The sequence below is a fragment of the Clavibacter capsici genome, assembly GCF_001280205.1.
GTDB lineage: Bacteria > Actinomycetota > Actinomycetes > Actinomycetales > Microbacteriaceae > Clavibacter > Clavibacter capsici.
The window spans coordinates 324,298-350,738 of record NZ_CP012573.1; the positions used below are offsets into that span (position 1 = coordinate 324,298).

Below are 26,441 nucleotides of genomic sequence, written 5' to 3' on the forward strand. Positions count from 1 at the left end.
GTGACGGGGCCGCCGTCCCCTGCCAGGCTGTCGGCATGGCGGATGACCGGGACGAGGGCCTGGCCTCGGCGATCATGCGCGACCAGTACCTCTACCTCGTGATCACGGGGGTCGTCGCGATCGTCTACGGCACCCTGCATCCGGAGCAGCGCGTGCTCGGCTACGTCGCCGGCGGGCTGTTCATCGTGGTCGGCGGGATCCTGCTCCGCTGGTCGCTGCGGCGGAAGCGGGAGCGCGGCGGCCGGTAGACGGGACCGGTGGTCGCGGGCCTTGACCGGGCTCGCTGCGCACGGGACGCTGATCGCATCGACGCCGACCGTCTCGAAGGGGAGACCGCCATGCCCATGATCTTCGTCAACCTGCCCGTCACCGACCTGCCCCGCGCCATCGCGTTCTACGAGGCCGTCGGCTGCACCGTGAACCCCGACTTCACCGACGAGAACGCCGCCTGCCTCGTGGTCGAGGCCGACCGCAGCGCCTTCATGCTGCTCACGCGCGACTTCTTCCAGTCGTTCCTCGACGAGCCGGTGGGGGATCCGTCGTCGAGCGCCGCGGCGATCACCGCGGTCATGCTCGACAGCCGCGCCGACGTCGACGCGCGCGCGGGCGCGGGCCTCGACGCGGGCGGATCCGAGCCCCGGCCCGCCGTCGACCTCGGCTTCATGTACCAGCGGCAGCTGCGCGACCCCGACGGCAACGTGATCGAGCTGGGGCACATGGAGCCGATCCCGCCGGCCGCCTGATCGCCCGCCGTTACCGCAGCATCCGCAGGAACGCGCGGATGTCGTCGGCGAGCAGATCCGGCTCCTCGTGCGGGGCGAAGTGCCCGCCGCGCGGCATGGTCGTGTAACTGGCGACGTCGTAGGTGCGCTCGGCCCAGCTCCGCGGCGGGTGCACCAGGTCGTGCGGGAAGACGGCGACCGCGGTCGGCACCCGCACGCGCGACACCGGCGCGGTGCGTCCCGAGCCGTGCGCGAAGTACGGGCGGAGCGAGGTGCCGATGGATCCGGTGAACCAGTAGAGCGACGCCAGCGTCAGCAGGTGGTCGTCGCTGAAGACGCGGGAGACGTCGCCGCCGCAGTCGCTCCACGCGCGGTGCTTCTCGAGGATCCACGACAGCAGCCCGACGGGCGAGTCCTGCAGCGCGGGCGCGAGCGTCAGCGGACGCGTCCGCTGCTGGTGCTCGTAGCCGCCCTCGGCCGCCTCCCACGCGCGCACCTCGTCCAGGTGGGCGCGCTCCTCCTCCGTGAGCGTCGCCTCGTCGAGGTCCCGGGGCGCCTGCACCGCCATCAGGTGGATCCCCGCCACCGCCTCCGGGTGCGCCTCCGCCAGCCGCGACGTGATCCCCGCCCCGAGGTCGCCGCCGTGCGCCGCGTACCGCGCGAAGCCCAGCTCCTCGGCCATCAGCCGGTGCCAGAGCTCGTGCGTCCGCTGGTCGATCCGCGGCCGCGGCGGCGGCGGCGAGAACGGGAAGCCCGGCAGGGCGGGGACGATCACGGTGACCGCGTCGTCCGCGTCGCCGCCGTGCCGCGACGGCCGGGACAGCCGCTCCGCGAGCGGCACCAGCTCGAGCGCGGAGCTCGGCCAGCCGTTGGTGAGGATCACCGGCAGCCCGCCCGGCAGCTCCGCGTCGAAGCGGAGGTAGGAGACCGGGGTGCCGTCGAGGTCGGCGCTCGCCCACGGCAGCGCCCGGATCTCCCGCTCGCGCGCCCGCCAGTCGAACCCGTCCGCCCACACCCCGGCGAGGCGGCGCAGCAGGGCCTGGTCGGTGCCGGCCTCCCAGGGTTCGACCGGCCACGGCGTGATCCAGCGGGTGCGGCGGATCCGGTCGCGCAGGTCGTCGAGGTCGGCGTCGGCGACGTCGAGGGGGAGCGGGTGGGTCACCGCCGCTCCTCCGCGTCCGCCAGGTCGAAGACCCCCATCTCCACAAGCAGCTCCTGGCAGCGGAGGCGGGCGGGGGAGAGGTCGTAGGGCATCCGCGTGAGGGCCTGCGCCGCGGTGAGGGACCCGTGCCCCCGCGTGGGACCGGCGCCGGGCTCGTCCTCGCTGCCGTCGGCGCCGTCGGGGTGCAGGCGCTCCCACTCGTCGAAGAGCGCGTCGTCGTCCTGGTGCTGGCCCGACTCCCGGATGGCCACGTCCAACGCGCGCTCGAACGCGTGCCGCTCGGCGGCGACCTCCGCGACGCGGGGATCATCCACCGCCACCGAGTCGTCGAGCGCCTCCTCGGAGGCGTCGACCCGGTCGGCCTGCGCGCGAAGCTCCGGGTGCGTGGCGAGCGCGATCGCCCGCGAGGCGTGCACGGCAGCGCCCAGCGGACCGAACATCCGCTCCATCACCAGGAGGGCGTCGAGGTCGGCCGGTCGCACGGATCCCGTGGGCAGGCCCTCGAGCCGGCGCGCGACGAAGTCGGAGAGCAGCCCGAGCCGGGCGCCGCGGGCGCGCATGCGCTGCACGGCCAGGCGCTGCCGCCCGATCTCCGCCTCGCGCTCGGCGAGCGAGGCCTCGAGGCGCTCCAGCATCGCGTCGGCGTCGGGGCGTGCGTCCGTGTCCGCGGCCGCCTTCGCATCGCCGGATCCCGCCCCGGCCTCCGCCGGTCCCGTGTCGAGGAGCGCCTCGCGGATGTCGCCCAGGGCGATCCCGGCGTCGACGGTCCGCAGGATCCACAGCAGCCGCATCATGTCGTCGTGGCCGTAGCGCCGGCGGTCGTCGGCGCCGCGCTCGGGCTCGGGCAGCAGGCCGATGCGGTGGTAGTGGCGGATGGCCCGCGGGGTGGTGCCGGCGAACGCGGCGGCGTCGCCGATCTTGACCGAACGGGGCGGGATGAGGGACGGATGCATGGGAGGGACCTTCCTCGTCGTGGCGTGTGATCCCACTGGATCACATGACGCCGCGTCACCTGCAAGCCCGTCGGCCGCCGCGCCGGACACTGCGATGCCCTCGCCGATCGGCCCGACCCTGGCAACCCCCTCCGTGCGTCGCGCCCCCTCACGCGACGCGGAGCAGGGTGGAGGAGCGGCGGTTTCGCTGCACGAAGAAATAGGAGCACCTATGTACTTCCACGCACAGACCTGGATCAACGAGATCGCCGACGGCGAGCCCGACCCCGCCGCCGCCAACGCGCTGCAGGAGGGCCTCGGCGGCCAGTTCGGCGAGATGCGCACGATGATGCAGTACCTCTTCCAGGCGATGAACTTCCGCGGGGCGTCGGCGAAGCCGTACCGCGACCTGATCCAGGGCGTCGGCACCGAGGAGATCAGCCACGTCGAGCTCATCGGCACCACCATCTCGCGCCTGCTCGACGGCTCGCCCGAGTACACCGGCAAGCTCACCGACCCGCTGGATACCCCCGGCGCCGGCGGCAAGACGCCCCTCAACATCGCGCTCGACACGAGCAACATCCACCACTACCTCGTGGGCGCCCAGGGCGCGCTGCCCGTCGACTCCGCGGGCAACCCGTGGAGCGGCAGCTACGTCTACAACTCGGGCAACCTCCCGCTCGACCTGCTCTACAACGTCATGCTCGAGTCGACCGGCCGCCTGCAGAAGTGCCGCATCTACGAGATGACCGACAACCCGGTCGCCCGCGCGACCATCGCGTACCTCATCGTCCGCGACCAGGCGCACGAGAACGCGTACGCGAAGGCGCTCGAGACGCTCGGCGTCGACTGGGGCAAGCTCCTGCCGATCCCGAAGACCAACGCGGAGCAGTTCCCCGAGGTGAAGAAGCTCGTGGACCTCGGCCTCCAGAGCAAGCAGTACAGCTTCGACCTCGACGGCAAGAGCGAGGCCGGCCGGATCTTCCAGGGCGCGTCGCCCTCGAACGACGGCACCGACCTCACCGCGACCGAGCAGGCGCCCGAGGGCTTCCCCTCCTCCATCGCCCCGGAGCGGCTCGAGGAGTTCGCGCCGGGTCTCGACAAGGACCTCCTGGCCCTCGTGCAGGAGACGGCCGAGCGCGAGCTCGCCGACATCGAGGCGTTCTACGGGCCGACGACGAAGGCCTGATCCGCCTCCCGCGTCATGACGACGGCGCCGCCTCCCTCGCGGGAGGCGGCGCCGTCGTCGTGCGGGGCGGAGTCGGCGTCAGCCGCAGTAGCTCATCGACGCGCTGATGGGGCCGGTGGCTGCGGGCGCCGGGCAGATGCGCGCGGTCGCCGAGTCGTCGTCGTCGAGGTAGCGGTCGAGGAACGTGATGACGGCGTCGCGGATGGTGTCGTTCGGGGTCCGCTCCCCGCCGGCGTGCCCGACGCCCCGGAGCTCGAGGTACTGCCGCGGCGTGGAGGCCGGGAGGGACCGGTACATGCGCTTGCCCATGAGGAAGGGGAACGCGACGTGGTCGGACTGGCCGGTGATGATGAGCGACGGCGTGGTGTCCGCCCGGTACGAGACGCGCACGTCGAAGGGCATCAGGGCGATCGCGGCCCTCAGGGAGTGCCGCGCCTCGGCTGCGGCCAGGGCGCCGCCGCCTCCGAAGGAGTAGCCGAGGACGGCGACGCGGTCCGGGTCGACCTCGTCGGCCACGGCGCTCGATCCGGTGAGGTAGTCGGAGGCCGCGAGCATCTCGTCCGCCCGGGCCTGCGGGCGGTCCTGCGTGTGGAGGGTGTCGATGGTGAACACGACGAAGCCGGCGGCGGCGAGGTCGGTGCCGTACCAGCGCATGTCGGCCTGGGTGTCGCTGTAGCCGGGGGTGACGATGACGGCGCCGAGCTTCGTGCCGGCGGTCACCTCCGGGGCGAAGACCGTGCCTCCGCCGAAGCCGGACACGTCGTTGCGCGGGACGGTGATCTCATCGACCTTCCCCGCGTCGTCGGCGTGGGCGGTGACGGGGCCCGCGAGCGCCGCGGCGCAGGCGACGGCCAGGACGAAGGCGCTGGTGAGGGCGGTGGAGCGGGTGCGGAGTCGGGGGAGCAGGGGGGTCACGGTGCCTCCGGGCATCTCGGTCGTCCGCGCGGTCCTTCCCGTTCGGATCGAGGAGACCGTAGGGGGTCCACGGCGTCGGGCGGGCCGATCCTCCTCAGCGGCTGTGGCGGGGGAGGATCGCGCCCGCCTCGCTGACGGTCGAGCGGATCCGCCGACGGCTCCTGCGAGCCTCCTGATCGGATCCGGCCCAGCCGGGTCACCCGCGGAGCCCCCGCCGTAGGCTGACTCATGGCCTCCGACACCGCACCCCGCGACCCCGCCGCGCCCCTCTACCTCGACGTCGTCGACGGCTGGTGGCGTGCCGCCAACTACCTCTCCGTCGGGCAGATCTACCTGCTGGACGACCCGCTGCTCGAGCGCCCGCTCACGCGCGACGACATCAAGCCGCGCCTCCTCGGGCACTGGGGCACGACGCCGCTGCTCAACTTCGTCTACGCGCACCTCAACCGCGTGATCATCGAGCGCGACCTCGACATGATCTACATCGCCGGCCCCGGCCACGGCGGCCCCGGCATGGTCGCGAACGCGTACCTCGACGGCACCTACTCGGAGCTGTTCTCGGCGGCGACGCCCGACCGCGAGGGGCTCCGGCACCTGTTCCGCCAGTTCTCGTTCCCGGGCGGCGTGCCGTCGCATGCGGCACCGGAGACGCCCGGATCCATCAACGAGGGCGGCGAGCTCGGCTACTCCCTCGTGCACGCGTACGGCGCGGCGCTCGACAACCCCGACCTCGTGGTCGCGTGCGTGATCGGCGACGGCGAGGCCGAGACCGCGACCCTCGCCTCCAGCTGGCACCTCGACAAGTTCCTCAACCCCGAGTCGGACGGCGCGGTGCTGCCGATCCTCAACCTCAACGGCTGGAAGATCGCGAACCCCACGGTGCTCGCCCGCATCCCCGAGGAGGAGCTGCTCGCGCTGTTCACGGGCTACGGCTACTCCCCGCGGATCGTCTCGGGCGGCTTCGACGGCGAGGACCACTTCGCGGTGCACGAGCGCTTCGCGACCGCGCTGGCCGACGCGCTCGACGAGATCAGCCGGATCCAGCTGGCGGCCCGCACGGGCGGCAGCGAGGAGCGCCCCGCCTGGCCCATGCTGATCCTCCGCACGCCGAAGGGCTGGACGGGACCGCGCGAGGTCGACGGCAAGCAGGTCGAGGGCACGTGGCGCGCGCACCAGGTGCCGCTCTCCGGCGTCCGCGACGACGAGGACCACCTCCGCCAGCTGCAGGAGTGGCTCGAGAGCTACCGCCCGCACGAGCTGTTCGACCGCGACGGCCGCCTCACGCCCGCGCTCCAGCCCAACCGGCCCGCGGGCGACCGCCGGATGAGCGCCAACCCGAACGCGAACGGCGGCCTGCTGCGCCGCGACCTCGCTCTGCCGCCGCTCGAGGTGAACGCGGTGGACCTCAGCGACGGCCGCGGCGTGATCGCCGAGCCGACCCGCGTGCTCGGCGGCTGGCTGCGCGACGTGATCGCCCGCAACCCGCTCGACTTCCGGATCTTCGGCCCCGACGAGACCGCCAGCAACCGGCTCGACGACGTGTACGAGGTGACGGCCAAGGCCTGGCAGGGCGAGGTGACACCGGTCGACGAGCACCTCGCGCACGAGGGCCGGGTCATCGAGATCCTCAACGAGAACCTCACGCAGGGGCTGCTCGAGGCGTACCTGCTCACCGGGCGGCACGGGCTCTTCACCTCCTACGAGGCGTTCATCCACATCGTCGACTCGATGTTCAACCAGTACGCGAAGTGGCTCGAGTCGAGCTCGAAGGTGGAGTGGCGGCGGCCGGTCGCGTCGTTCACGTACCTCCTCTCCTCGCACGTGTGGCGGCAGGACCACAACGGGTTCTCGCACCAGGACCCCGGCTTCCTCGACCACGTCGTGAACAAGCGCGCCGAGATCGTACGGGTGTACCTGCCGTTCGACGCGAACTCGCTGCTCGTGACGATGGACCACTGCCTCCGCGGCACGGATCTCATCAACGTGGTCATCGCCGGCAAGCAGCCGACCGCGAGCCTGCTGTCGCTCGAGGAGGCGCGGGCGCACGGCGCGCGCGGCGTCGGCGTGTGGGAGTGGGCGGGCACCGAGGTGCCGGGGCTCGAACCCGACGTGGTGGTCGCGTGCGCGGGCGACATCCCGACCGTGGAGGCGATGGCGGCGGTGCAGATCCTCAAGGAGGAGATCCCGCAGCTGCGCGTGCGCTTCATCAACGTGGTCGACCTGATGCGGCTGCAGGACTCGACGCAGCACCCGCACGGGCTCGACGACGGATCCTTCGACGCGCTGTTCACGCGCGACAAGCCCGTGGTCTTCGCGTTCCACGGCTACCCGTCGCTGATCCACCGCCTCACCTACAAGCGCCACAACCACGAGAACATGCACGTGCGCGGGTTCGTCGAGCAGGGCGGCACGACCACCCCGTTCGACATGCTCATGCTCAACGACCTCGACCGGTTCCGGCTGGTGATGGACGTGATCCGCCGCGTGCCCGCGCTCGAGACCGCCTACGCGGGCCTCTCGCAGCGGATGGACGACGAGCGCGTCGCGCACCGCGTGCACACGCGCCAGTTCGGCGAGGACATGGCCGACGTGTCGGGCGCCGAGGGGCTGCCGTTCGCGGACCCGAACCGGCAGACGGCGATCGACACGGGGGACGACAACGCGTAGGAGGGATCAGCCGGGCTGGCCCGCCCGAGCCGTCGCGGCGGCCGGCGCCCACGTCACGGCGATCCGGGAGTCCCTGCCCGCCCTCACGACCAGCTCGGAGCGGTCCGCGCCCGTGCCGCGGTCCCACCAGCGGACGGTGTCCACGTAGTCCTTCTGCGAGGTGACGCGCACGCGGTACGTGCCGGGATCCACCGACGCCATGAAGCCCGTGCTGCCGCCGAGGACGAACGCCCGGTGCCGCACGACGCCGTCCCGGAGGAGCTCCACCTCGACGCCGTCCATCGTGCCGAGGGCGGGCGTGCCCGTGAGGGTGGCGGTGACGGACGCGGTCACGGCGAGCCGCACGTCGACGGCCGGCAGGTCGACGCCGCGGCGGGCGGTGAGCACCGTCGCCGTCGCGAGGCTCCCCGTGCCGCCGACCCACTGGTCGGCGTACGACGGGGCCGAGTCCCGCGTGGTGCTGACGTGGACGTAGTACCGGCCCGGCGTGATGGTCGCGTGCGAGAAGCGCCCGGAGTCGTCCGTGCCGACCGGTCGGCCGGTGCCCGGGTCCGCGCCGAGCAGGGCCGCGGCCTCGGGCACCAGGCTCACGTGCGCCCCGCGGTACGGGGAGTCGTCGGGTGCGCGGACGACGCCCGTCAGTCGGCTGCCGAGGGTCAGCTCGGCGTCGATCCCGGTGACCTCCTGGCCCCAGCCGACGGTGATGCGCGTCGCCCGGTCCCGCTCGTCGGTGTCGCCGTACCACTCGCCGATGAAGCCCTGCGGGTTGGCGAAGGGCGCGCTGATCCGGACCTCGTACTGACCCGGCAGGAGCCCCGCGAGCGAGAAGCGCCCGGCGTCGTCCGTCAGGGTGGACCCCGCGAGGCCGCCGCGGACGCGGTACGCCTCGACGGTGGATCCGCGGGCCGGCGTGCCGTCGCCCAGTACGGCCGAGCCGCTGATCGTGGCGGTGCGCTTGAGGACCACGTCGAGGCGGACGGTGCCGTCGGCCTCGACGGTGAACGTGCGGCCGCCCACGACGCCGTCGACCTCGCCGTAGTACTGGCGGATGTCGACGCCGTCGACGGTCACGGAGGCGGACAGCCGGTACTCGCCGGGCAGGACGCCGTCGATGCGGAACCGCCCGTCGACGATCGGGTCCAGCTCGGACTCGTCCGTGCCCGTGCCCGTGCCCGTGCGCCACGCGCTCACGTCACCGGACTCGATCAGGTTCCCGGGGGCGACGGAGTCGAGGTGCACGGATCCGACCACGGTGCCGGTGGCCCGGGCCGGCGGCTCGGCGGTCGCGGCCACGACCGCGGGCGTGCGGCCGCTCGTGCGGGAGGCGGGCGCGTAGCCGACGTCCCGGCCGGTGACCGTGACGGTGAGGCGCGTGCCGACGTCCGCGGCCACGGGCGAGTACGTCCAGCCCGTGGCGCCGGGGATGCGGACGTCGTCCGCGAACCAGACGTAGTCGAACAGCGCCGTGCTCCACGCGCCGGGGCGTGCGGTGAGCACGCTGCCCACCTTCACGTCGCCCGTGATGGTGGGGACGGAGGAGGTGATGGTGCCGAGGGCGACCGCCGCGGTGGGCGCGCTCATCCGGGTGGTCGTGGCGGCGGAGGCGCCCGCGGCGAGCCCCGCCTGGGCGGAGGCCACGAGGGCCAGCGAGACGAGGCCGACGAGGGCCCGACGACGTGCGAGTGGCATGGTGCTCCTGGTCCCGAGCCGCGTCCGTGCGGCGCGGGTCATGCCTACCGCGTGCTCCGCGTGCCTGTCAGGTACCCGGTTCGGGCCGGATGCGGTGCCGGCGCCCGGTGCACGCCGGCCGATGCTCGCGCCGACGGCGACCGGCGGGGTCTCCCGTACGGTGGGAGCACCGTCCGCCGACGGGATCCCGACCCGCACCCGGAGGCTCCGCATGGCCGCATCCACCCGCATCCTCCCGCCCCGGATCAGCGACCCGCGGCTCGAGGGGCTGGCCGACGGCGACCCGTCCGACCTCGACGCGCACGCGTCCTTCGAGCGGCTGCGCTTCGCCGACGCCGACCTCTCGGACGCCGACCTCGTCGACATCGGGTTCGAGGAGTGCGCGCTCGAGCGGATCCGCCTGCACGAGGCCGACCTCACGGCCGCGAGCCTCGTGGACGTGCTCGCCTCCCGCCTCGACGCGCCCGTGCTGAAGGCGCCCCGGATCCGGATGCGCGACGTGCGCCTCGAGGGCTCGCGCGTCGGATCCGCCGAGCTCTACGACGCGTCGCTCTCCTCGGTGCACATCGTCGACTGCCGCCTCGGCTTCGTGAACCTGCGCGGCTCGAAGGTCACCGACCTGCTCATCACCGACTGCGCCATCGAGGAGCTGGACCTCCGCGGCACGTCCGGCATGCGCATCGCCTTCGCGCGCACCACCATCGGCACGCTCGACCTGGCCGACTCGAGCCTCACGCACCTCGATCTCCGCGGCGCCGAGATCCACGACCTCGACACCCCGGACGGCCTCCGCGGCGCCGTGCTCGACTCGACCCAGCTCATGGCGCTCGGCCCGGTCTTCGCGCGGCACTTCCGCGTGCGCGTGGAGGACTGACGCGGGGACCGGGGGGTCAGGCGTCGGGGATGCGCAGCTTGAACCCCACGTGCGAGCGCGCGTACCCGAGCCGCTCGTAGAAGCGGTGGGCGTCGACGCGGCCGGCGTCCGACGTGAGCTGCACGAGCTCGGCGCCGAGGGCGGGCGCGGCGGCGTCGGCGACCCAGCGCATCATGGCGCCGCCGATGCCGGAGGAGCGCAGATCGCTCCGCACCCGTACGGCCTCGACCTGGAGGCGGGAGCTGCCGCGGCGGGCCATGCCGGGGATCAGGGTCAGCTGCAGCGTGCCGACGAGGGCGCCGTCGGCATCGGTCGCGACGAGCAGCTCGTTCGCGGGGTCGGCGACGATGCGCTCGAGCGCGGCGAGGTAGAGGTCCCGGTCGGCGGGATCCGCCCGGTCGCCGCGCGAGGTGCTCACCGGGTCGTCGGCGAGCAGGGCCATGAGCGGGTCGAGCTCGGCGGGCGTCGCGCGGCGGAGGATCGCGCCGTCGACGCGCGCGGCGAGCGCGACGGGGAGGACGAGGGGTGCGAGCACGCCCCCATCCTCCCCGCCGCGCGCCGTCCGGGCTAGGCCGACGCCCGCGCCACGTGCGCGAGCAGCCGCTCGATCAGCATCCGGCGCAGCTCCACCGACGACCAGCCGTGATCCGCGCCCTCGACGGGCGTGAACGTCGCTCCCGGCAGGAGCTCGCCGTACCTGGCGCCGTAGGCGACGGGAACGATCTCGTCGGCCGTGCCGTGCAGCACGTCGACCGGGCCGGGGTACGCGGACACGGGCCCGTAGACGTCGATGCCCGCCAGCACCTCGTCCGCGAAGCCGAGGCCGAGGCCCATGCCGGCGACGTCGACGACGCCGCGCTCGCGGGCCGCCTGGAGCGGCACGCTCATCACGCGACCGTGCTCCGTGATGTCGTCCACGACCACGCCGGCCGGCGACCACAGCGTGAGGCTCGCGACGAGCTCCGGCGCGCGGGCCGCGGCCAGCGCCGACTCGACGCCGCCGAGGCTGTGGGCGACCACGTGCACGGGTCCGCCCGCGTCCCGCGCGAGGGCGCGGATCATCGCGGACACCTGGTCGACCTCGTCGAGCAGGCGCACGTCGGCGAAGTCGCCGTCGCTCACGCCGTGCCCGAGCCGGTCGTACGCGCGCGCCGCCGTGCCCGACGCGGCCAGCGCCCGGGCGACCGGCACCCACAGTCCATGGCCGCCGGTGCCCGAGTCGCTGAAGCCGTGCACGAGGAGCGCGGCGGGGGATCCGTGACGCACCGTCCCGTGCTCCCACCCGCGGAGCGTGCGCCCGCCGTGGTCGAGGGCGAGCGGGGCGACGCGCGGCGTTCCGGCCGCTCGCATCAGCCGCGGCGGTCGGCGAACCCGGCCGGGAGGTCGGCGGGAGCGGTGTCGACGACGGTCTCGTCGTCCTCGCCCACGAACTCGTACAGGGTGATGTGCGCGAACTCCGGCACCACGTAGATGGGGTACGTCGGGCCCTCGTCGCGGTAGGCGCGCATCCGCTCGAGGTGGTCGTTCTGGAAGAGCACCGTCTTGGAGCCGTCCTCCTCCACCCAGCGCGGGAAGAAGATCGTGCCGTGCAGCACGCGGGCGGCCGGGACGATGTTGACGACGACGCTCGTGCCGGTGGGCTCGTTCCACGAGACCTTGAAGACGCCGTCGGCGAGGGCGACGAGGTCGACCGTCTGGTCCTTGACCCAGCGGCCGCCGACCATGCCGGAGTGGATCCGGTAGTCGATGGTCGTGGCGTTCTTCACGTACATCTCGTACTGCCAGCCGTTGGCGTACGTGTAGATGAGGCGGTGTCCGACGAGGGGGCTGAGGTCCTGAGCGGGCACGGGGTGCTCGACGCTCGTGGTGATGTTGTCCATGACGACGATCCTGACACCGGAATGCGTTTGTCACAAGCGCAGTTTCCTGGGTATCCTCGGTGCATGCCCGCCGACGCGTCCGACCAGGAGCTGCGGGCCGTCGCCCGGCGCCTGGGCTCGGAGCTCGGGCCCTTCCGCCGCCGCCTGATGAACGCGTCGCGGAGCGCGGCCGACCTGCCTGACCTCCCCGACGCGCAGGTGGAGGTGCTCCGCCGGCTCGAGACCATCGGCTGGGCCACGCCCACGGGCCTCGGCCGCTCGCTCGGGCTCGCGCGCTCGACCGTCAGCAACCTCGTCCTCGCCATGGAGCGCGACGGGCTCGTGGACCGGCGCCTCGTGAAGGGCGACGGGCGCAGCACCGAGGTGGGGCTCACGGATCGCGCGCGGGATCTGCTCCGCACCTTCGACCGCTCGGCCGAGGGTGTGCTCGTGGGCGCCCTCCGCCGGCTCACGGCCGAGGAGCGCCGCGACATCGCCCGCGCGCTGCCGGCGCTCGAGGCCCTGCATGCGGCCATCGGCGGCACGCCGGTGCCGGCGACGGCCGCCGATGCGCCCGCGGACGCGACGACGCGCCGACGGTCGGGGAGCTCGTCCCCGCCCGACGGCGCGTCGTGATGTCCTGAGCGGCCCGCTCAGCCTGCGCGAGCGGGTTCGTGATCCACGGCGGTGTCCTCCGCGGATGCGCGGTCCGCGACCCCGCACCCGTGGGCCGCGTCGCCGTCCGCTCCCACCGGCTGCGCGTCCCCGCCGGCGTTGAGCCGCGCGAGGTAGCCGGCGAACGCGGCGAGGTCGGCGCGGCTCCAGTGGCCGAGCCCGCGGATCAGGCGGCTGCCGCCCTGCGCGTCGTCGGCCTCGACGCCCGCGCGGCCCGTCGCCGTGAGCGCGACCACGCGCACCCGGCCGTCCTGCGCGTCGGTCCGCACCTCGACGAGCCCCAGCTCCTGGAGCTGTCGCAGCTGGCGGCTGACGACGCTGCGGTCGACGCCGAGCTGGTCGGCGACGGCGCTCGCGTGGGCGCTGCCGCAGCGGCGGATCACGCGGAGCATCTTGTAGCCGATGGGCGGGAGCTCCGGGTGGATCGCCGCGGCGGCCTCCCGGGTCGTCGCCCGGATCCGCCCGGCGAGGGCGGTCATCTGCTCCTCCACCTCGGCGATGCCGGCGGCGATCCCGTCGGCGACGCCGGGGGCGTCACCCGCGGCGTCGCCCCCGGTGGAGCGCTCCTCGTCCGTCATCGGCGGGCGTCGACCCCGGCGTCCTCGGACTCGGGGAGCCGGATGGATCCGGTCGGGTTCGCCTCGCCGGCGGGGGTCAGCGCGACGGCTCCGGCGGAGGCGCCGATGAGGGCGTCCTCGGCGTCGGTGCGGTGCACGTCCCGGCCGTCGGCCGCGGCGGCCTTGTCGCTCTTCAGCTGCACGGCGTTCTTGCTGCCGAGCTGCGCGTTGGGCAGGAAGATCACGGCGACGAGCGACACGATCGCGAGCGGCACGCTGTAGAGGAACACGTCGCCGATGCCCACGCCGTACGCGCTCTCGACGACGGTGCGGACCGCCGGGGTGAGCGAGTTGACCTGCGGGATCACGCCGGAGCCGAGCGCCTGCGCGGCGACGGCCTGGTCGGCGGGGGCCAGCTTCATGATGCCCGCGGTGATCTCCGACGCGATGATCGTGCCGAGGATGGAGCCCAGCACCGAGACGCCGACCGTGCCGCCGAGGCTGCGGAAGAACGTGACCGCGCTGGTGGCGACGCCGAGGTTCTTGACCTCGATGGCGTTCTGCACGACGAGCACGAGGTTCTGCATGAGCATGCCGAGGCCCGCGCCGAGCACGAACATGTAGATGCCCACGAGCACGAAGTCGGTGTCGTACCGGAGCGTGGAGAGCAGCCCGGTGCCGGCGACGATGAGCACGGCGCCCGAGATCATGATCGTCTTCCACTTGCCGCGACGGCTGATCAGGTTGCCGAAGACGGTCGAGGAGATCAGCAGGCCCGCCATGAGCGGGATGGTGAGCAGGCCCGACTGGGTCGGCGTGGCGCCGCGCGACAGCTGCATGTACTGCGCGAGGAACACCGAGGTGCCGAACAGCGAGATGCCGACCGCGAGGCTCGCGACGACCGAGAGCGTGAAGGTGCGGTTGCGGAACATGGTGAGCGGGATGATCGGCTCGGCGACCTTGAGCTCGGTGACGACCGCGGCGATCAGCAGCACGACCGCGCCGCCCGCCATGAGGTAGGACGTGCCGGAGGCCCACTCGAACTGCTTGCCGGCCTGCGAGACCCAGATGAGCAGGAGCGAGACGCCGCTCGCGATGAAGACCGCGCCGAGGTAGTCGACGTGCACCTTGCGCTTCGGGTGCGCGGGCAGGTGGAGGGTGACCTGCAGCAGGATGATCGCGACGATGGCGATCGGCAGCGCGATGAAGAAGTTCCAGCGCCAGCCGAACGCGTCCGTCACGACGCCGCCGAGGAGCGGGCCGCCGACGGTGCCGACGGCCATGACGGCGCCGAAGAGGCCGGCGTAGCGGCCGCGGTCACGGGGGCTGATGATGTCGGCCATGATGATCTGGCTCAGCGCCGCGAGGCCGCCGGCGCCGAGGCCCTGGAGCACGCGGAAGACGATGAGCGTCTCGGTGTTCTGCGAGAAGCCGGCGAGCGCGGATCCCAGCACGAAGGTGCCGAGGGCGAGCTGGATGAGCAGCTTGCGGTTGAAGAGGTCGGCGAACTTGCCCCAGAGCGGCGTGCTCACCGTGGTGGCGAGGAGCGTCGCGGTGACGACCCAGGTGTAGCCGGACTGGTCGCCCTTGAGGTCGCTGATGATGATCGGCAGCGACGTCGAGACGACGGTGCCCGCGAGGATCGAGACGAACATGCCGAGCAGGAGGCCCGAGAGCGACTCGAGGACCTGGCGCTTCGACATGGATCCGTCGGGGGAGACGGTGCGGCGGGGGGCCTTCGCCGGGGCGGCGGCGGCCGGGTGGTGCTGGGACATGTTCCTCCGGATAGTTGACTACGGGCAACCATATGCCGGTGGTGGACTGTTGTCAACCATCTCGATCCCGGGGATCCGCTCCGCTCGGCCGAGGTCGCGCCGCCGCGGGAGTAGACCGGGAGGGAGAGCCGGTCGATCGACCGGCCCGGAGACGAGGAGGAACCCCATGGTCGATTCGGTGGCGACGGTCTGGCTGCCCGTGCAGGACATGACGCGCGCGGTCGCGTTCTACCGCGACACGCTCGGGCTCACGGTCACGAGCGAGGACGCGGACTGGAGCGAGATCGACGCGGACGGCCTGATGATCGGGCTGAACGCGCGCGAGGAGACGAGCGGCTCGAAGGGCGGCGGGGCGGTCATCTCGTTCCAGCCCGAGGGCTCCATCGAGGACGAGCTCGCGAAGATCGCGGCCCGCGGCGGCGCTGAGATCACGGGCGAGATCAGCGACCACGAGTGGGGCCGCATCCTCCCGTTCCAGGACAGCGAGGGGAACGACCTGCAGCTCTACACGCCGCCCACGGGCGGCTAGCCGCGCGGAGCGCTCATGGCAGGGGCTCGAGGTCGACGTGCACGTCGTCGCCGACCTCGAGCCCCTGCGCGTCGCGCACCGCGCGCTTGACCGGCAGGATCCACGTGCCGTCGCCCTGCGGGAACACGGACGTGCGCCAGGTCGTGGCCCCGACGCGGACGCGCACCGGCACGGATCCGAAGCCGCGGCGCCCGGCCTGGCCGAGCTCCCGGAGCATCGGGGTGAGCTCGACGGGCAGCGATACGAAGGTCCAGAGCTCGCGCCGGGCCTCCCACGTCCAGAGCGGCGCGGTGAAGTCGAGGGGGAGGTCGTCGGTCATCCTGACGACCCTACGGGCGCGCGCTCACCATCCGGCCCGGTCGGCGACGAGCGTCGCGACCTCGGCCGGGGTGCGGGACGTGGTGTCGATCGCGAGGCCGCCGAGGCCCGCGGCGTCGATGATCGCGGCGAGCTCGGGCGCGCGGGCGCGGTGCCACGCGAGGGCCGCGGCGTCGCCGCTGTGGCGGGCGTCGAGCCGCGCCCGCACGGCGTCGGGATCCACGGAGAGCCGCACGACGAGCGGGGCGCGGGAGCCGAGCGCCTCGGCGTAGCGCGGCAGGTCGGCCGACCGCTCGACCACGGTCGCCACGAGCACCACCCGGGCGCCCGCCTCGCGGTAGGTGCGGGCCAGGGCGCGGAGGTTCCGGAGCTCGAGCTCCTGCTGGAACGGGTCGTCGGCCGGTGCCGGATGGAGGAGCCGCACGGCGTCCCCGTCGACCAGCGCGTGCGGCACGTCGCGCTCGCCGAGGAGCGCGCCGAGCGCGTGCATCGTCGTGGTCTTGCCCGCGCCGACGGTGCCGGTGAGGATCACGGCGTCGGTCATCGGCCTCAGCTGCCGCCCGTGACGAGGTCGCACTCGAGCTCGTCCGCGGAGGCCGCGACGAGCTCGAAGGACGCGGCGCCGGCCCGGATCGTCACGGTCGACATGCCGACCCAGCGCGCATGCGGCTCCGCGGTGGTGGAGGAGATGGCATGGCGGAGGATCCGGAGCCGGTCGATGGAGAGCGTGGCGGTGCGGCGGCGGAGCACCGGGTCGCGGCGCGTGAGGATCAGCAGCTCGCGGGGCGTGCAGGCGGCGACGGCGCCGGCGAGGCTCATCGGCCGGAGGCGGCGCAGCAGGCCGGCGGCGCCCGTGGCCGTGGGGACGAGCGGCGTGCGCGGGCGCGAGGAGAGGTAGCGCAGCCGCGGATCCCGCACGGCGAGGTCGAAGTACGCCGACGCCACCCCGGCCTCGTCCGTGCCGAGGTCGATGCGCGGCGCGACGCGCTCGGCGCGCGCGGGCGTCCCGTCGGGGATCCCGCCGGCCTCGCCCGCGAGCGCCACCAGCAGCTCGGTCAGGTCGACCACCACGTCCGCGGACGCGCCGTTGAACGGGATCCGGAGCTCGTCGCCGTCGGCCGCGTGCAGCGTGAGCAGGCCGTCGAGCAGGTCGACGCGGTCGCGCACGGCCACCAGGTCGGCGAAGGGGATGCGCCGGACGCGGTAGCCGGATCCGTCGCGCGACAGCACCTCCAGCTCGCGGCCGCCGAGCACGATGAGGTGCTCGTACAGGTCCATGCTCGGGTCGGTGTCGCGCCGCGGGATGTCGCGCGGCACCTTGAGCACGAGGCGCGCGGCGAACGGGTCGACGCCGTGCGGCCGGAAGAGCCGGGGCACCTCGTCGATCGTGCGGACGGTGTCGATCCACGGGCCGAAGGCGTCGTGCTCGGCTGTCCTCGGGTGGGTGGTCACGGAAGCGACCGTACCCCGGGGATCGCCGGGCGCGGCGGCCGGCGACGTGCCCTCTCCGGGGCGGCCTCGATGTGCTATCGGGGCGACGGATCAGCCCTCGATGAGGTCGCGCTCCGGCGGCACCGACGTCCAGAGCCCGACGACGCGACGGGCGAGCGCGCGCTCGAGGCCGCCGAGCGCCTTGACCACGAAGATCGTCGTGCGGGCGGGGGAGCCGGCCTTGGAGAACCCGCGGTCGACCGCGCGCACCCACGTCTCGGCGGCGATCTTCGCGGTCGAGTAGTTCGCGCCGCCCGGGTAGGGGCGCTGCACGGCGGTGGAGGAGACGATCGCGAGGCGGCCCGCGTCGGACGCCTGCAGGTCCGCGTCGAACGCGCGCGTGGTGTTGCGGAGCGTCGTGACGAGGCGCTCGTGCAGGAAGTCCCAGTCGTCGTCGGTCTGGCCCTCGAGGCCGTTGCCGCCGCGCCAGCCGCCGACCAGGTGGATCAGCCCGTCGACGCCGCCGAGCCCGGCCCGGATCCGCGCCGCCAGCTCCACGACGGCCGCGTGGTCGGCGAGGTCGCACACCTCGCGTCGGGAGGCGTCGACGCCGTCGAGCCGCCCGGCGTCCGTGCCGACCGCGACGACGCGCGCCCCGGAGGCCGTCAGCTCGGCGCACACCGCCCGACCGGCGGCGCTCGACGCCCCCGCCACCACGACCACGCGGCCGTCGACGCTCACGCCGTCTGCCCCGTGATCCCGGCGGTGGATCCGATGACGTCGCGCATCTTCCTCTCCAGCGCCTCGAAGAACATGCTGAGCGGGAACTCGTCGTCGAGCACGAGGTCGGTGAGGCCCTTCGGCGGCCCGTCGAGCGGCAGGGCGTCCGGCCCCTTCGCCCAGGTGGACGCGGGGTGCGGCGTGACCGTCTCGGTGACCATCGCGTACGCGGCCAGCCAGTGCGCGGTCTTCGGCCGGTCGATGGAGCGCCAGTAGAGGTCGTTCACCCGGTCGGCGAGCGCGACGACCACGTCGGCGACGTCGTCCCAGTCGATGGTGAGGCGCGTGTCGGTCCAGTGCAGCACGTGGTGCTGGTGCAGCCACGCGAACAGCAGCTGGCCGCCGAGGCCGTCGTAGTTGCGGACGCGGGATCCGGTGATGGCGAAGCGGAAGATCCGGTCGAAGATCACCGCGTGCTGCACCATCCCGGCGCGCTCGAGCAGCGCGTCGTCGGCGGGGGTGCGCTCGGCGGGATCCACGGCGGCGAGCCGGCGCTGGATGCGGACGGCCTCGCGGAACGCCGTGAGGTCGCAGCGCAGCTCCTCGATCGAGTAGAGGAAGAACGGCATCCGCTGCTTGATCATGAACGGGTCGAACGGCAGGTCGCCGCGCATGTGCGTGCGGTCGTGGATGAGGTCCCACATCACGAAGGTCTCCTCCGCGAGCCGCTGGTCCTCCAGCAGGCGCCGCGCGTCCTCCGGCAGCTCGAGCTTCGTGACCTCGGCGGCGTGGCGCACCACGCGGCGGAAGCGGGCGGCCTCGCGGTCGGCGAAGATCGCGCCCCACGTGAAGGTCGGGACCTCGCGCATCGCGACGGTCTCGGGGAACAGCACCGCGGAATTGGTGTCGTAGCCGGGCGTGAAGTCGACGAAGCGGATGGGGACGAACAGCGCGTTGCCGTAGTCGCCCGCCTCCAGCTCGGCGACGAACTCGGGCCAGACGACCTCGATGAGGACGGCCTCGACGAGGCGGCTCGCGCTGCCGTTCTGCGTGGTCATCGGGAAGACGACGAGGTGCCGGATCCCGTCGACGCGGTCGCGCTGCGGCTGGAACGCGGTCAGGGAGTCGAGGAAGTCGGGGACGCCGAGGCCCTGGTCGACCCAGCGCGCGAAGTCCACGTCGAGCGCCGCGAGGTACGCGGCGTCGTGCGGGAAGAGCGGGGCGAGCGTGCGGACGGAGTCGCGGATCACCGCGATGAGGCGGGCGGCCTCGGCGTGGTGCGCGGCGTCGAGGACGGACCCGTCCTTCGCCTGCATCGGCTGGAGCGCGACGGCGGCGTCCTTGAGGGCGAGCCAGGCGGGGGAGGAGGCGACGCGCGTCGCGTCCTCGACGACCTCGGGCTCGCCGATGACGGCTGCGGGGGCTGCGGCGCTGGACATGGATCGACCTCCGATCGTGCGGGTGGCGTGCGGTGCCTCCACCGTATCCGCGGGGTCGGCGTCAGATCGTGTCCCGCGTGCCGGATCCGCGCGTGGATCCGGCCGCTCACGCAGCTTCCCTGCGCGAGCGGCGTCGGCTACGCCTCGTCGTCCTCCGGCACCGGGGTCGTCGTCCCCGACTCGTGGTCGCGGCGCAGCACCGCGTAGCCGACCGACGCGCGCGGCTCGCCGCCCGCGACGGGCCAGCCGTCGCGGTAGTGCGCCTCCTTCACGAAGCCCGCGCGCACGAGCACGCGGCGCATCGCCCGGTTGTCGTCGCGCGTCTGCGCCTCGAACCGCGTCACGTGCGGATGCGCCCGGAAGACGTGCTCCGTCAACGCGCGCACCACGGGCACGCCGAGCCCCCGGCCGCGCGCCGACTCGGCGAGGCGCAGGTCGAACAGCACGCCCGGGTCCTCGAGGTCGTCGAGCACCACGAGGCCCACGCGGCCGGATCCCGCGACCTCCACCCACAGCGCCTCGTGCTCCGGTCCCGCGAAGTCGCCGTCGGCGATGCGCGCGTCGACGTCCGCGACGGTCAGCCGGGTCCGCACGTGGAAGGGGAACGCGTTCGACGTGAGGAACGCCCGGAGGTCGTCGGCGTCGGCGGCCGCGTCGACGGGCACGAGACGGACGTCGGCGGCGCCGAGGGGCGGGGGCGGCGGGGTCATGGTCTCTCCGATCCGGTCGCGGCGCTCTCCCCAGGTGCGGGTGAACAGCGGGTGAACCCACCGGTCCCCCGTAGAGGGGACACGTCGGCAGGGCGCAAGCTCGTCGCCGTGGATCCCTTCATACTGCTCGTCCTCGTCGTCATCACGGCGCTCGCCTTCGACTTCACCAACGGCTTCCACGACACGGCGAACGCGATGGCCACGTCCATCGCGACCGGCGCGTTGAAGCCCAAGGTCGCGGTCACGCTCTCCGCCGTGCTCAACCTGGTGGGCGCCTTCCTCAGCATCGAGGTCGCGCTCACGGTCACGAACGCGGTGGTGAAGATCCAGGACAAGACGGGCGCGCCCGACCCCGCGCTCCTGGAGGGCGGCGGATCCGCGCTCCTCCTCATCGTGCTGGCCGGCCTCATCGGCGGCATCGTCTGGAACCTCCTCACCTGGCTCCTCGGCCTGCCGTCGAGCTCGTCGCACGCCCTGTTCGGCGGCCTCATCGGATCCACGCTCGCGGGTCTCGGCGTCAACGGCGTGAACTGGGCGGGCGACGGATCCAAGCTCGACGGCGTCGTCGGCAAGGTGATCCTGCCGGCGCTCATGTCGCCGATCCTCGCGGGGGCGGTGGCCGCCGTGGGCACCTGGCTGGTGTTCCGGATCGTCGGCAACCTCGCCGGGCGCGGGCTCGACCGCACCTTCCGCATCGGCCAGATCGGCAGCGCCTCGCTCGTCTCGCTGGCGCACGGCACGAACGACGCGCAGAAGACCATGGGCGTCATCACGCTCGCGCTCATCGCGGCGGGCGGCTGGACCGACACCGGGTCCGTGCCGTTCTGGGTCAAGATCAGCTGCGCGCTCGCCATCTCGCTCGGCACCTACATCGGCGGCTGGCGGATCATCCGCACGGTCGGCAAGGGCCTCGTCGAGATCGACACGCACCAGGGCATGGCGGCCGAGAGCTCGTCGGCCGCGGTCATCCTCGCCTCCAGCCACCTCGGCTTCGCGCTCTCCACCACGCACGTCGCCACCGGGTCGATCCTCGGCTCCGGCCTCGGCCGCCCCGGCGCGCAGGTGCGCTGGAGGGTGGCGCTGCGCATGGTCGTGGCGTGGATCATCACGCTCCCGGCCGCGGCGCTCGTCGGCGCGGTCATGTGGTGGCTCGGCCACCTCGTCGGCGGCGCGGCCGGCGGCATCGCCATGACGCTCGTGCTCGTCGCCGTCGCGATCACCGTCTACGTGCGCTCGCGCAAGGACGACGTCGGCGCCCACAACGTGAACGACGAGTGGTCCGACGACACGGCCGCCCGCCCCGCCCGCCAGTCCGCCGACGCCTGAAGGATCCCGCCATGCTCCCCCTCTTCCTCTCCGCGGTCGGCCAGGTCGCCGTCGTCGCCCTCCTCCTCGGCGCGGGCCTGCCCGCCCTCTTCGCGGTGGGCGTCCGCTCCTTCGCGCTCGCCAGCCCCGACACGACCGGCCGCAGCGCCGCGTCCGACGGCGCGCGCGGCCTCCCCGCGCCCGTCCTCCAGGCGATCGGCGCGCTCTGCTTCGCGGTCGTCGTGCTCGCGGTCGTCGCGGGGCTCACGCTCATCATCGCGACGGGCTTCGGCCAGTCGGTGAGCTTCGAGCACGTCATCCCGACCTTCACCTCGAAGGGCTGACGATGGGCGAGAGCGCACCCGAGGCCGACGGGCCCGGCCGCGGCGCGACCGGCGTCGGGGTCCCCGACCAGAAGGACCGCGGCATCGTCCAGCGGGTGGTGGGCTGGCTCCGCGCCGGCTACCCGTCCGGCGTGCCGGACCAGGACTACGTGCCGCTGCTGGGGATCCTCCGCCGCAGCCTCACCGCCGAGGAGCTCGAGCAGGTGGTCGACCAGCTGGTCGACGACGCGACCGCGGCGGACGCGGCGGGCGAGGAGATCGGCCGCCGCCAGCTCCGCGAGCGCGTCGAGGAGCTGCTCCTCGGCCCCGCGCTGCCGGAGGACCTGGTGCGCGTCTCGGCCCGGCTCGCGGCGGCGGGCTGGCCGCTGGGATCCCCCGACGACCTGCACGAGCCCGACGCGGCCGACGCCCGCGCGACCGAGCGCACGGGCCTCGTCTCGCGCATCGTGTCGTGGCTCCGCGCCGGCTACCCGGCCGGCCTCCCGGAGCAGGACTTCGTGCCGCTCCTCGCGCTGCTGCGCCGTCGGCTCAGCGACGAGGAGGTGCAGGAGGTGAGCGCCCGGCTCGCGGCCGAGGGCGGCCTGCCCGCCAGCCGCCTCGACGTCGCCGACGCCATCGCGGGCGTCACCTCCGAGATGCCGTCCGACGAGGACGTCGAGCGCGTCCGCGCGTACCTCGAGGCGCACGGCTGGCCGGAGGGCTTCCGCATCTGACGACTGGACTCCGTCGGCTAAGTGGGTTAGCGTGCTGGCTAACGCACTTAGCCGAAGGGGCTCCCATGACCACCACGCACCTCGCCGTCGACGGCGGCACGCTCGTCTACGAGATCCACGGATCGGACGGCCCGCTCGTCGTCCTCGCGCACGGCATGGGCGACGACCGCCGCGCGTGGGACGCCGTGATCCCCGAGCTCGTCGCCGCCGGGCACCGCGTGGTCGCGGTCGACCTCCGCGGCTGCGGGGAGTCCACCGCCGCCTGGCCGGCGTACGGGCAGGGCGACATCGCGGGCGACCTCCTCGCGCTCGTCCGACACCTCGGCGGCCCGGCCGTGCTCGTCGGCCACTCCATCGCGGGTGGGGCGGCCACCATCGCGGCCGCCCGCGAACCGGCGCTCGTCTCCGCGCTCGTGGAGGTGGGGCCGTTCACGCGGAAGCAGTCCGTGGCGATCCGCGACCTCGGCGTCGCCTCGTACCGCCGCGGCGCGATCCACCTCCTCGGCGCCGTGGCGCTCGGCAGCCGCCGCTCGTGGCGCCGCTACCTCGAGGTCGCGACGCCCGGCCGCCGCCCCGCCGGCTGGGACGCGCGCCTCGCCCGCATCGACGCGATGCTCCGCGAGCCCGGCCGGATGGCGGCGCTGAAGCGCATGGGCGTCTCCGGCACCGCCGAGTCCGACCCGGCGCTCGCCCGCGTGCGGGTGCCCGTGCTCGTGGTGCAGGGATCCGCCGACCCCGACTGGGCGGACCCCGAGGCGGAGGCGCGCGCCATCGTCGCCGCGCTGCCCGGCGGCGCGGGCCGCGTGCTGATGGTTCCGGGCGTCGGGCACTACCCGCACGTGCAGGAGCCCGCCGCGGTGGCCGCCGGCATCGTCGCGTTCGTCGGGTCGGTCCGTGCCTAGGGCAGGCCTCAGCCGGGAGGCGGTCGTCGAGCGGGCCGCCCGGATGATGGACGAGGCCGGATCCGCGCCGCTGCAGCTCCAGGCGCTCGCCGAGAGCCTGGGCGTGCGCGTGCCGTCGCTGTACAAGCACGTGGACGGGATGCCGGGCCTCCAGCGCGACGTCACGGTCCACGGCCGCGGCGAGATGGCGCACGCGCTGCGGGAGGCGGTCGGCGGATCCGCGGATGCGGAGGCCGTGACGCGCCTCGCGCACGCCTACCGCGCCTGGGCGGTCGCGCATCCGGCGAGGTACGCGCTCGCCATGCGGCCGCCGGCGCCCGGCGACGACGAGGACCGCGCCGCGGCGGAGGACCTCGCGGGCGTCGTCTACGCCGTGCTCGCGGGCTACGGGCTCACCGGCGACGACGCCGTGGACGCCACCCGGTTCCTGCGATCGGCCCTGCACGGCTTCGTCGCGCTCGAGACCGGGGGCGCGTTCGCGCTCTCGGCCGACACGGGGCGCAGCTGGGACCGCCTGGTCGCGAGCGTCGAGGCGGCGCTGGAGGCGTGGCCGCGCGGCTGACGCGCTCGAGGCGGAACGCGCCTTCCAGACCGACTTGCACTCTGCGCTGGATGGTGCAAACATGCACTCCATGACGGATGGTGCAACAGGGCTGCGCGAGCGACGCCGGGCGGAGACCTCGGCCACCCTCACGACCCTCGCCCGCCGCCTCACCGCCGCGCACGGCCTCGCCGGCTTCACCGTCGAGGAGCTCTGCGAGCAGGCGGGCGTCGCGCGCCGCACCTTCTTCAACTACTTCGCCTCCAAGGAGGACGCCGTGTTCGGGCGCCCCGCGCGGCTCGACACCGCCGACCTCGAGGAGGCGTTCGTCGCCGCCGGCGAGTCCTCGCGCGGCGCGGCGTCGCGCGGCGGCACCTCGACCGACCTGCTGGACGACCTGGCCGAGCTGTGCCTCGGCCGATGGTCGCGCCTCGACACCGACGGCACCTCGATGAAGGACATGCACGCCGCCTTCCGTCGCGAGCCCGGCCTCCTCGTGCGCGCGCTCGACGCGTCCATCGAGGACGAGGCGAGCGACGTGCGCCTCGTCGAGCGCCGCGAGGGCCTGCCGGAGGGCGACCTCCGCGCATCCGTCGTGGTGCAGGTCATGGCCGCGCTCGGCCGGGCGAGCGCGCGCGAGTTCCTCGCCCCCGGCAACGCCGACCCCATCGACGTCCTCCTCCGCCGCCGCCTCGACGCCCTGCGCGAGATCGCGCACCCCGCCACCGCCACCCGCCACCCCGAACGGACCCCATGACCGCCACCGCCCCCGCGCCCCTGCTGCTCACGCAGCGGCGCATCTGGATCATCTTCTCGGCGCTCATCGCCGGCATGCTCCTGTCGAGCCTCGACCAGACCATCGTCTCCACCGCGATGCCGACCATCGTCGGGGAGCTCGGCGGCGTCGACCACCAGGTCTGGATCACCACGGCCTACCTGCTCGCCACCACGATCGTCATGCCCATCTACGGCAAGTTCGGCGACGTGCTCGGGCGGCGGAACCTCTTCCTCGCCGCCATCGCGATCTTCACGCTCGCCTCCGTCGGCTGCGCCTTCGCGGGCGACTTCTGGTCGTTCGTGGTGTTCCGCGCGGCGCAGGGCCTCGGCGGCGGCGGGCTCATGATCCTGTCGCAGTCGATCATCGCCGACATCGTCCCGGCCGACCAGCGCGGCAAGTACCTCGGCCCGCTCGGCGGAATCTTCGGCCTCTCGGCCGTGGGCGGGCCGCTCCTCGGCGGCTTCTTCGTCGACCACCTCACCTGGCAGTGGGCGTTCTACATCAACATCCCGGTCGGGATCGCGGCGTTCGCCATCGCGTTCGTCACGCTGACCCTGCCGAGCAAGCGGGCCACGAAGAAGGTGGACTGGGCGGGCGTGCTGTTCCTCTCCGCGGCCACGACGTGCCTCATCTTCTTCACCGACTTCGGCGGCGACAAGGCCTACGGCTGGGGCTCGCTCGCGACGTGGGCCTGGGGCGTCGGGCTCGTGGTGGCCGCGTCGCTGTTCGTGGTCACGGAGGCGCGCGCGGACGACCCCATCATCCCGCTCAGCCTCTTCCGCAACCCCGTGTTCGTGAACGCCACGGCCATCGGCCTCGCGCTCGGCATCGGCATGTTCGCGGCCATCGGCTTCGTGCCGACGTTCCTGCAGATGTCCACCGGCACGTCCGCCGCGGTCTCGGGGCTGCTGCTCCTGCCGATGATGGTGGGCCTCATCGGCATGTCGATCACCTCCGGCATCCTGATCACCCGCACGGGCCGGTACCGGATCTTCCCCATCGTCGGCACGCTCCTCACGATGCTGGCGCTCGTGCTGATGACCTCGCTCACCGCCCAGACGCCGGTGTGGCTGATCTGCGTGTTCCTCTTCGTCTTCGGGCTGGGGCTCGGCCTCATCATGCAGGTGGTGGTGCTCGTCGTGCAGAACGCGGTGCCCGCCGCGCAGATCGGCACGGCGACCAGCACGAACAACTACTTCCGCGAGGTGGGCGCGGCGCTCGGCACGGCCGTGTTCGGCACGCTGTTCACGACGCGGCTCACGGAGAACCTCACGGGCGTCTTCGCCGGGGCGGGCGCGGCGCCCGGGGACGCGGCGGCCTCGGCCAGCAGCATCGACCCGCAGACGCTGAACGGCCTGCCGGACGCGGTGCGCGACGGGATCGTGGACGCGTACGCCGACGCGCTGGCGCCGGTGTTCTGGTACCTCGTGCCGTTCATCGCGATCGCGTTCGTGCTCTCGCTCGTGCTCAAGCAGATCCCGCTGTCGGACGTCGCCGGGCTCGTCGCCCGCGGCGAGGCGGTGGGCGGCGAGGAGGCCGAGCGGCTCGAGGCGGAGCAGCGCGCGGCCGCCCGCCCCGGCGCCGCCCCCGCGCAGGCGACCGGCCCGGACGCGGCCGACGACGCGTCGCGGATCGCGGTGCCGTCGAGCGACGGGCGGGACGGATCCGGCCGCTGACGCCGGGAGCCGGCGAGCG

The 26,441-nt window shown here is 73.7% G+C and carries 29 protein-coding genes; 14 read left to right on the plus strand and 15 right to left on the minus strand.

What is annotated here, in order from left to right; translation table 11 throughout:
• The first annotated feature begins 35 nt into the window (after positions 1-35).
• Complete coding sequence (locus AES38_RS01620; RefSeq protein ID WP_053773501.1) at positions 36-248, plus strand: hypothetical protein; 213 nt, start codon at positions 36-38, stop codon at positions 246-248.
• Between the two features lie 90 nt (positions 249-338).
• Complete coding sequence (locus AES38_RS01625; protein ID WP_053773502.1) at positions 339-743, plus strand: VOC family protein; 405 nt, start codon at positions 339-341, stop codon at positions 741-743.
• Positions 744-753: 10 nt separating this feature from the next.
• On the opposite strand, the gene AES38_RS01630 is transcribed toward AES38_RS01625, so the two are convergent.
• Together AES38_RS01630 and AES38_RS01635 are read right to left on the minus strand one after the other, a co-directional pair.
• Positions 754-1,884 (minus strand): epoxide hydrolase family protein, encoded by a 1,131-nt coding sequence (locus AES38_RS01630; protein ID WP_053773503.1) that lies wholly within the window; start codon positions 1,882-1,884, stop codon positions 754-756.
• Complete coding sequence (locus AES38_RS01635; RefSeq protein ID WP_053773504.1) at positions 1,881-2,837, minus strand: MerR family transcriptional regulator; 957 nt, start codon at positions 2,835-2,837, stop codon at positions 1,881-1,883. Before AES38_RS01635 ends, AES38_RS01630 begins: the two co-directional genes overlap by 4 nt.
• A gap of 211 nt (positions 2,838-3,048) precedes the next feature.
• Between AES38_RS01635 and AES38_RS01640 the strand changes: the two genes are divergently transcribed.
• The gene (locus AES38_RS01640; RefSeq protein WP_053773505.1) at positions 3,049-4,005 is read left to right on the plus strand and encodes a manganese catalase family protein; all 957 of its coding nucleotides are present in this window, start codon (positions 3,049-3,051) and stop codon (positions 4,003-4,005) included.
• Positions 4,006-4,083: 78 nt separating this feature from the next.
• Here the strand turns inward: AES38_RS01640 and AES38_RS01645 are convergent, their stop codons facing one another.
• On the minus strand, positions 4,084-4,920 hold the full coding sequence (locus AES38_RS01645; RefSeq protein ID WP_072174663.1) for a dienelactone hydrolase family protein: 837 nt from the start codon (positions 4,918-4,920) through the stop codon (positions 4,084-4,086).
• Positions 4,921-5,148: 228 nt separating this feature from the next.
• Between AES38_RS01645 and AES38_RS01650 the strand changes: the two genes are divergently transcribed.
• Entirely contained in the window at positions 5,149-7,587 is a 2,439-nt protein-coding gene (locus AES38_RS01650) for a phosphoketolase family protein (RefSeq protein ID WP_053773507.1), read from the plus strand.
• Positions 7,588-7,593: 6 nt separating this feature from the next.
• On the opposite strand, the gene AES38_RS01655 is transcribed toward AES38_RS01650, so the two are convergent.
• Entirely contained in the window at positions 7,594-9,276 is a 1,683-nt protein-coding gene (locus tag AES38_RS01655; protein WP_053773508.1) for a carboxypeptidase regulatory-like domain-containing protein, read from the minus strand.
• A gap of 211 nt (positions 9,277-9,487) precedes the next feature.
• On the opposite strand from AES38_RS01655, the gene AES38_RS01660 reads away from it, so the two are divergent.
• Complete coding sequence (locus AES38_RS01660) at positions 9,488-10,150, plus strand: pentapeptide repeat-containing protein (protein WP_053773509.1); 663 nt, start codon at positions 9,488-9,490, stop codon at positions 10,148-10,150.
• Between the two features lie 16 nt (positions 10,151-10,166).
• On the opposite strand, the gene AES38_RS01665 is transcribed toward AES38_RS01660, so the two are convergent.
• Genes AES38_RS01665 through AES38_RS01675 form a run of 3 tightly spaced genes read right to left on the minus strand, consistent with a single transcriptional unit; the run spans position 10,167 to position 12,030 of the window.
• Positions 10,167-10,685 (minus strand): GNAT family N-acetyltransferase, encoded by a 519-nt coding sequence (locus AES38_RS01665; protein ID WP_053773510.1) that lies wholly within the window; start codon positions 10,683-10,685, stop codon positions 10,167-10,169.
• A gap of 32 nt (positions 10,686-10,717) precedes the next feature.
• Entirely contained in the window at positions 10,718-11,500 is a 783-nt protein-coding gene (locus tag AES38_RS01670) for an alpha/beta hydrolase (protein WP_053773511.1), read from the minus strand.
• The gene (locus AES38_RS01675) at positions 11,500-12,030 is read right to left on the minus strand and encodes a phenolic acid decarboxylase (RefSeq protein WP_053773512.1); all 531 of its coding nucleotides are present in this window, start codon (positions 12,028-12,030) and stop codon (positions 11,500-11,502) included. Before AES38_RS01675 ends, AES38_RS01670 begins: the two co-directional genes overlap by 1 nt.
• Before the next feature lie 63 nt (positions 12,031-12,093).
• Between AES38_RS01675 and AES38_RS01680 the strand changes: the two genes are divergently transcribed.
• Positions 12,094-12,645: a MarR family winged helix-turn-helix transcriptional regulator gene (locus tag AES38_RS01680; RefSeq protein ID WP_053773513.1), complete on the plus strand. Its 552-nt coding sequence runs from the start codon at positions 12,094-12,096 to the stop codon at positions 12,643-12,645.
• 17 nt (positions 12,646-12,662) lie between these two features.
• Here AES38_RS01680 and AES38_RS01685 read toward each other — a convergent pair whose 3' ends face one another.
• Both AES38_RS01685 and AES38_RS01690 read right to left on the minus strand, forming a co-directional pair.
• Positions 12,663-13,262 (minus strand): MarR family winged helix-turn-helix transcriptional regulator, encoded by a 600-nt coding sequence (locus tag AES38_RS01685; protein WP_053773514.1) that lies wholly within the window; start codon positions 13,260-13,262, stop codon positions 12,663-12,665.
• A complete protein-coding gene (locus tag AES38_RS01690; RefSeq protein WP_174775878.1) occupies positions 13,259-15,016 on the minus strand; it encodes an MDR family MFS transporter in 1,758 nt (585 codons plus the stop codon). Before AES38_RS01690 ends, AES38_RS01685 begins: the two co-directional genes overlap by 4 nt.
• A 166-nt stretch (positions 15,017-15,182) precedes the next feature.
• Between AES38_RS01690 and AES38_RS01695 the strand changes: the two genes are divergently transcribed.
• The gene (locus tag AES38_RS01695; RefSeq protein ID WP_053773515.1) at positions 15,183-15,545 is read left to right on the plus strand and encodes a VOC family protein; all 363 of its coding nucleotides are present in this window, start codon (positions 15,183-15,185) and stop codon (positions 15,543-15,545) included.
• Between the two features lie 13 nt (positions 15,546-15,558).
• Here AES38_RS01695 and AES38_RS01700 read toward each other — a convergent pair whose 3' ends face one another.
• From AES38_RS01700 to AES38_RS01725, 6 genes are all read right to left on the minus strand, one after another.
• Positions 15,559-15,864, minus strand: a complete 306-nt coding sequence (locus AES38_RS01700) for a DUF1905 domain-containing protein (protein WP_053773516.1) — start codon at positions 15,862-15,864, stop codon at positions 15,559-15,561.
• Between the two features lie 24 nt (positions 15,865-15,888).
• Positions 15,889-16,407 (minus strand): AAA family ATPase, encoded by a 519-nt coding sequence (locus AES38_RS01705; RefSeq protein WP_053773517.1) that lies wholly within the window; start codon positions 16,405-16,407, stop codon positions 15,889-15,891.
• A gap of 5 nt (positions 16,408-16,412) precedes the next feature.
• Positions 16,413-17,315: a hypothetical protein gene (locus AES38_RS01710; RefSeq protein ID WP_053773518.1), complete on the minus strand. Its 903-nt coding sequence runs from the start codon at positions 17,313-17,315 to the stop codon at positions 16,413-16,415.
• Positions 17,316-17,405: 90 nt separating this feature from the next.
• Positions 17,406-18,035, minus strand: coding sequence for an SDR family oxidoreductase (locus AES38_RS01715; RefSeq protein ID WP_053773519.1), 630 nt, complete (start codon positions 18,033-18,035; stop codon positions 17,406-17,408).
• Entirely contained in the window at positions 18,032-19,453 is a 1,422-nt protein-coding gene (locus tag AES38_RS01720; RefSeq protein WP_053775611.1) for a DUF6421 family protein, read from the minus strand. The genes AES38_RS01715 and AES38_RS01720 overlap by 4 nt, the downstream gene beginning before the upstream one ends.
• Before the next feature lie 137 nt (positions 19,454-19,590).
• A complete protein-coding gene (locus AES38_RS01725; RefSeq protein WP_053773520.1) occupies positions 19,591-20,163 on the minus strand; it encodes a GNAT family N-acetyltransferase in 573 nt (190 codons plus the stop codon).
• Positions 20,164-20,271: 108 nt separating this feature from the next.
• Between AES38_RS01725 and AES38_RS01730 the strand changes: the two genes are divergently transcribed.
• The 7 genes from AES38_RS01730 (at position 20,272) to AES38_RS01760 (ending at position 26,422) form a co-directional block, all read left to right on the plus strand.
• Positions 20,272-21,489: an inorganic phosphate transporter gene (locus AES38_RS01730; protein WP_053773521.1), complete on the plus strand. Its 1,218-nt coding sequence runs from the start codon at positions 20,272-20,274 to the stop codon at positions 21,487-21,489.
• Positions 21,490-21,500: 11 nt separating this feature from the next.
• Positions 21,501-21,812 (plus strand): hypothetical protein, encoded by a 312-nt coding sequence (locus AES38_RS01735; protein ID WP_053773522.1) that lies wholly within the window; start codon positions 21,501-21,503, stop codon positions 21,810-21,812.
• A gap of 2 nt (positions 21,813-21,814) precedes the next feature.
• Entirely contained in the window at positions 21,815-22,525 is a 711-nt protein-coding gene (locus AES38_RS01740) for a DUF3349 domain-containing protein (protein WP_053773523.1), read from the plus strand.
• A gap of 65 nt (positions 22,526-22,590) precedes the next feature.
• Positions 22,591-23,427, plus strand: a complete 837-nt coding sequence (locus AES38_RS01745) for an alpha/beta fold hydrolase (RefSeq protein WP_053773524.1) — start codon at positions 22,591-22,593, stop codon at positions 23,425-23,427.
• Positions 23,420-23,989 (plus strand): TetR/AcrR family transcriptional regulator, encoded by a 570-nt coding sequence (locus AES38_RS01750; protein WP_053773525.1) that lies wholly within the window; start codon positions 23,420-23,422, stop codon positions 23,987-23,989. The genes AES38_RS01745 and AES38_RS01750 overlap by 8 nt, the downstream gene beginning before the upstream one ends.
• A 70-nt stretch (positions 23,990-24,059) precedes the next feature.
• A complete protein-coding gene (locus tag AES38_RS01755) occupies positions 24,060-24,725 on the plus strand; it encodes a TetR/AcrR family transcriptional regulator (protein ID WP_053775612.1) in 666 nt (221 codons plus the stop codon).
• On the plus strand, positions 24,722-26,422 hold the full coding sequence (locus tag AES38_RS01760) for an MDR family MFS transporter (protein ID WP_053773526.1): 1,701 nt from the start codon (positions 24,722-24,724) through the stop codon (positions 26,420-26,422). The genes AES38_RS01755 and AES38_RS01760 overlap by 4 nt, the downstream gene beginning before the upstream one ends.
• The last annotated feature ends 19 nt before the right edge of the window (positions 26,423-26,441 follow it).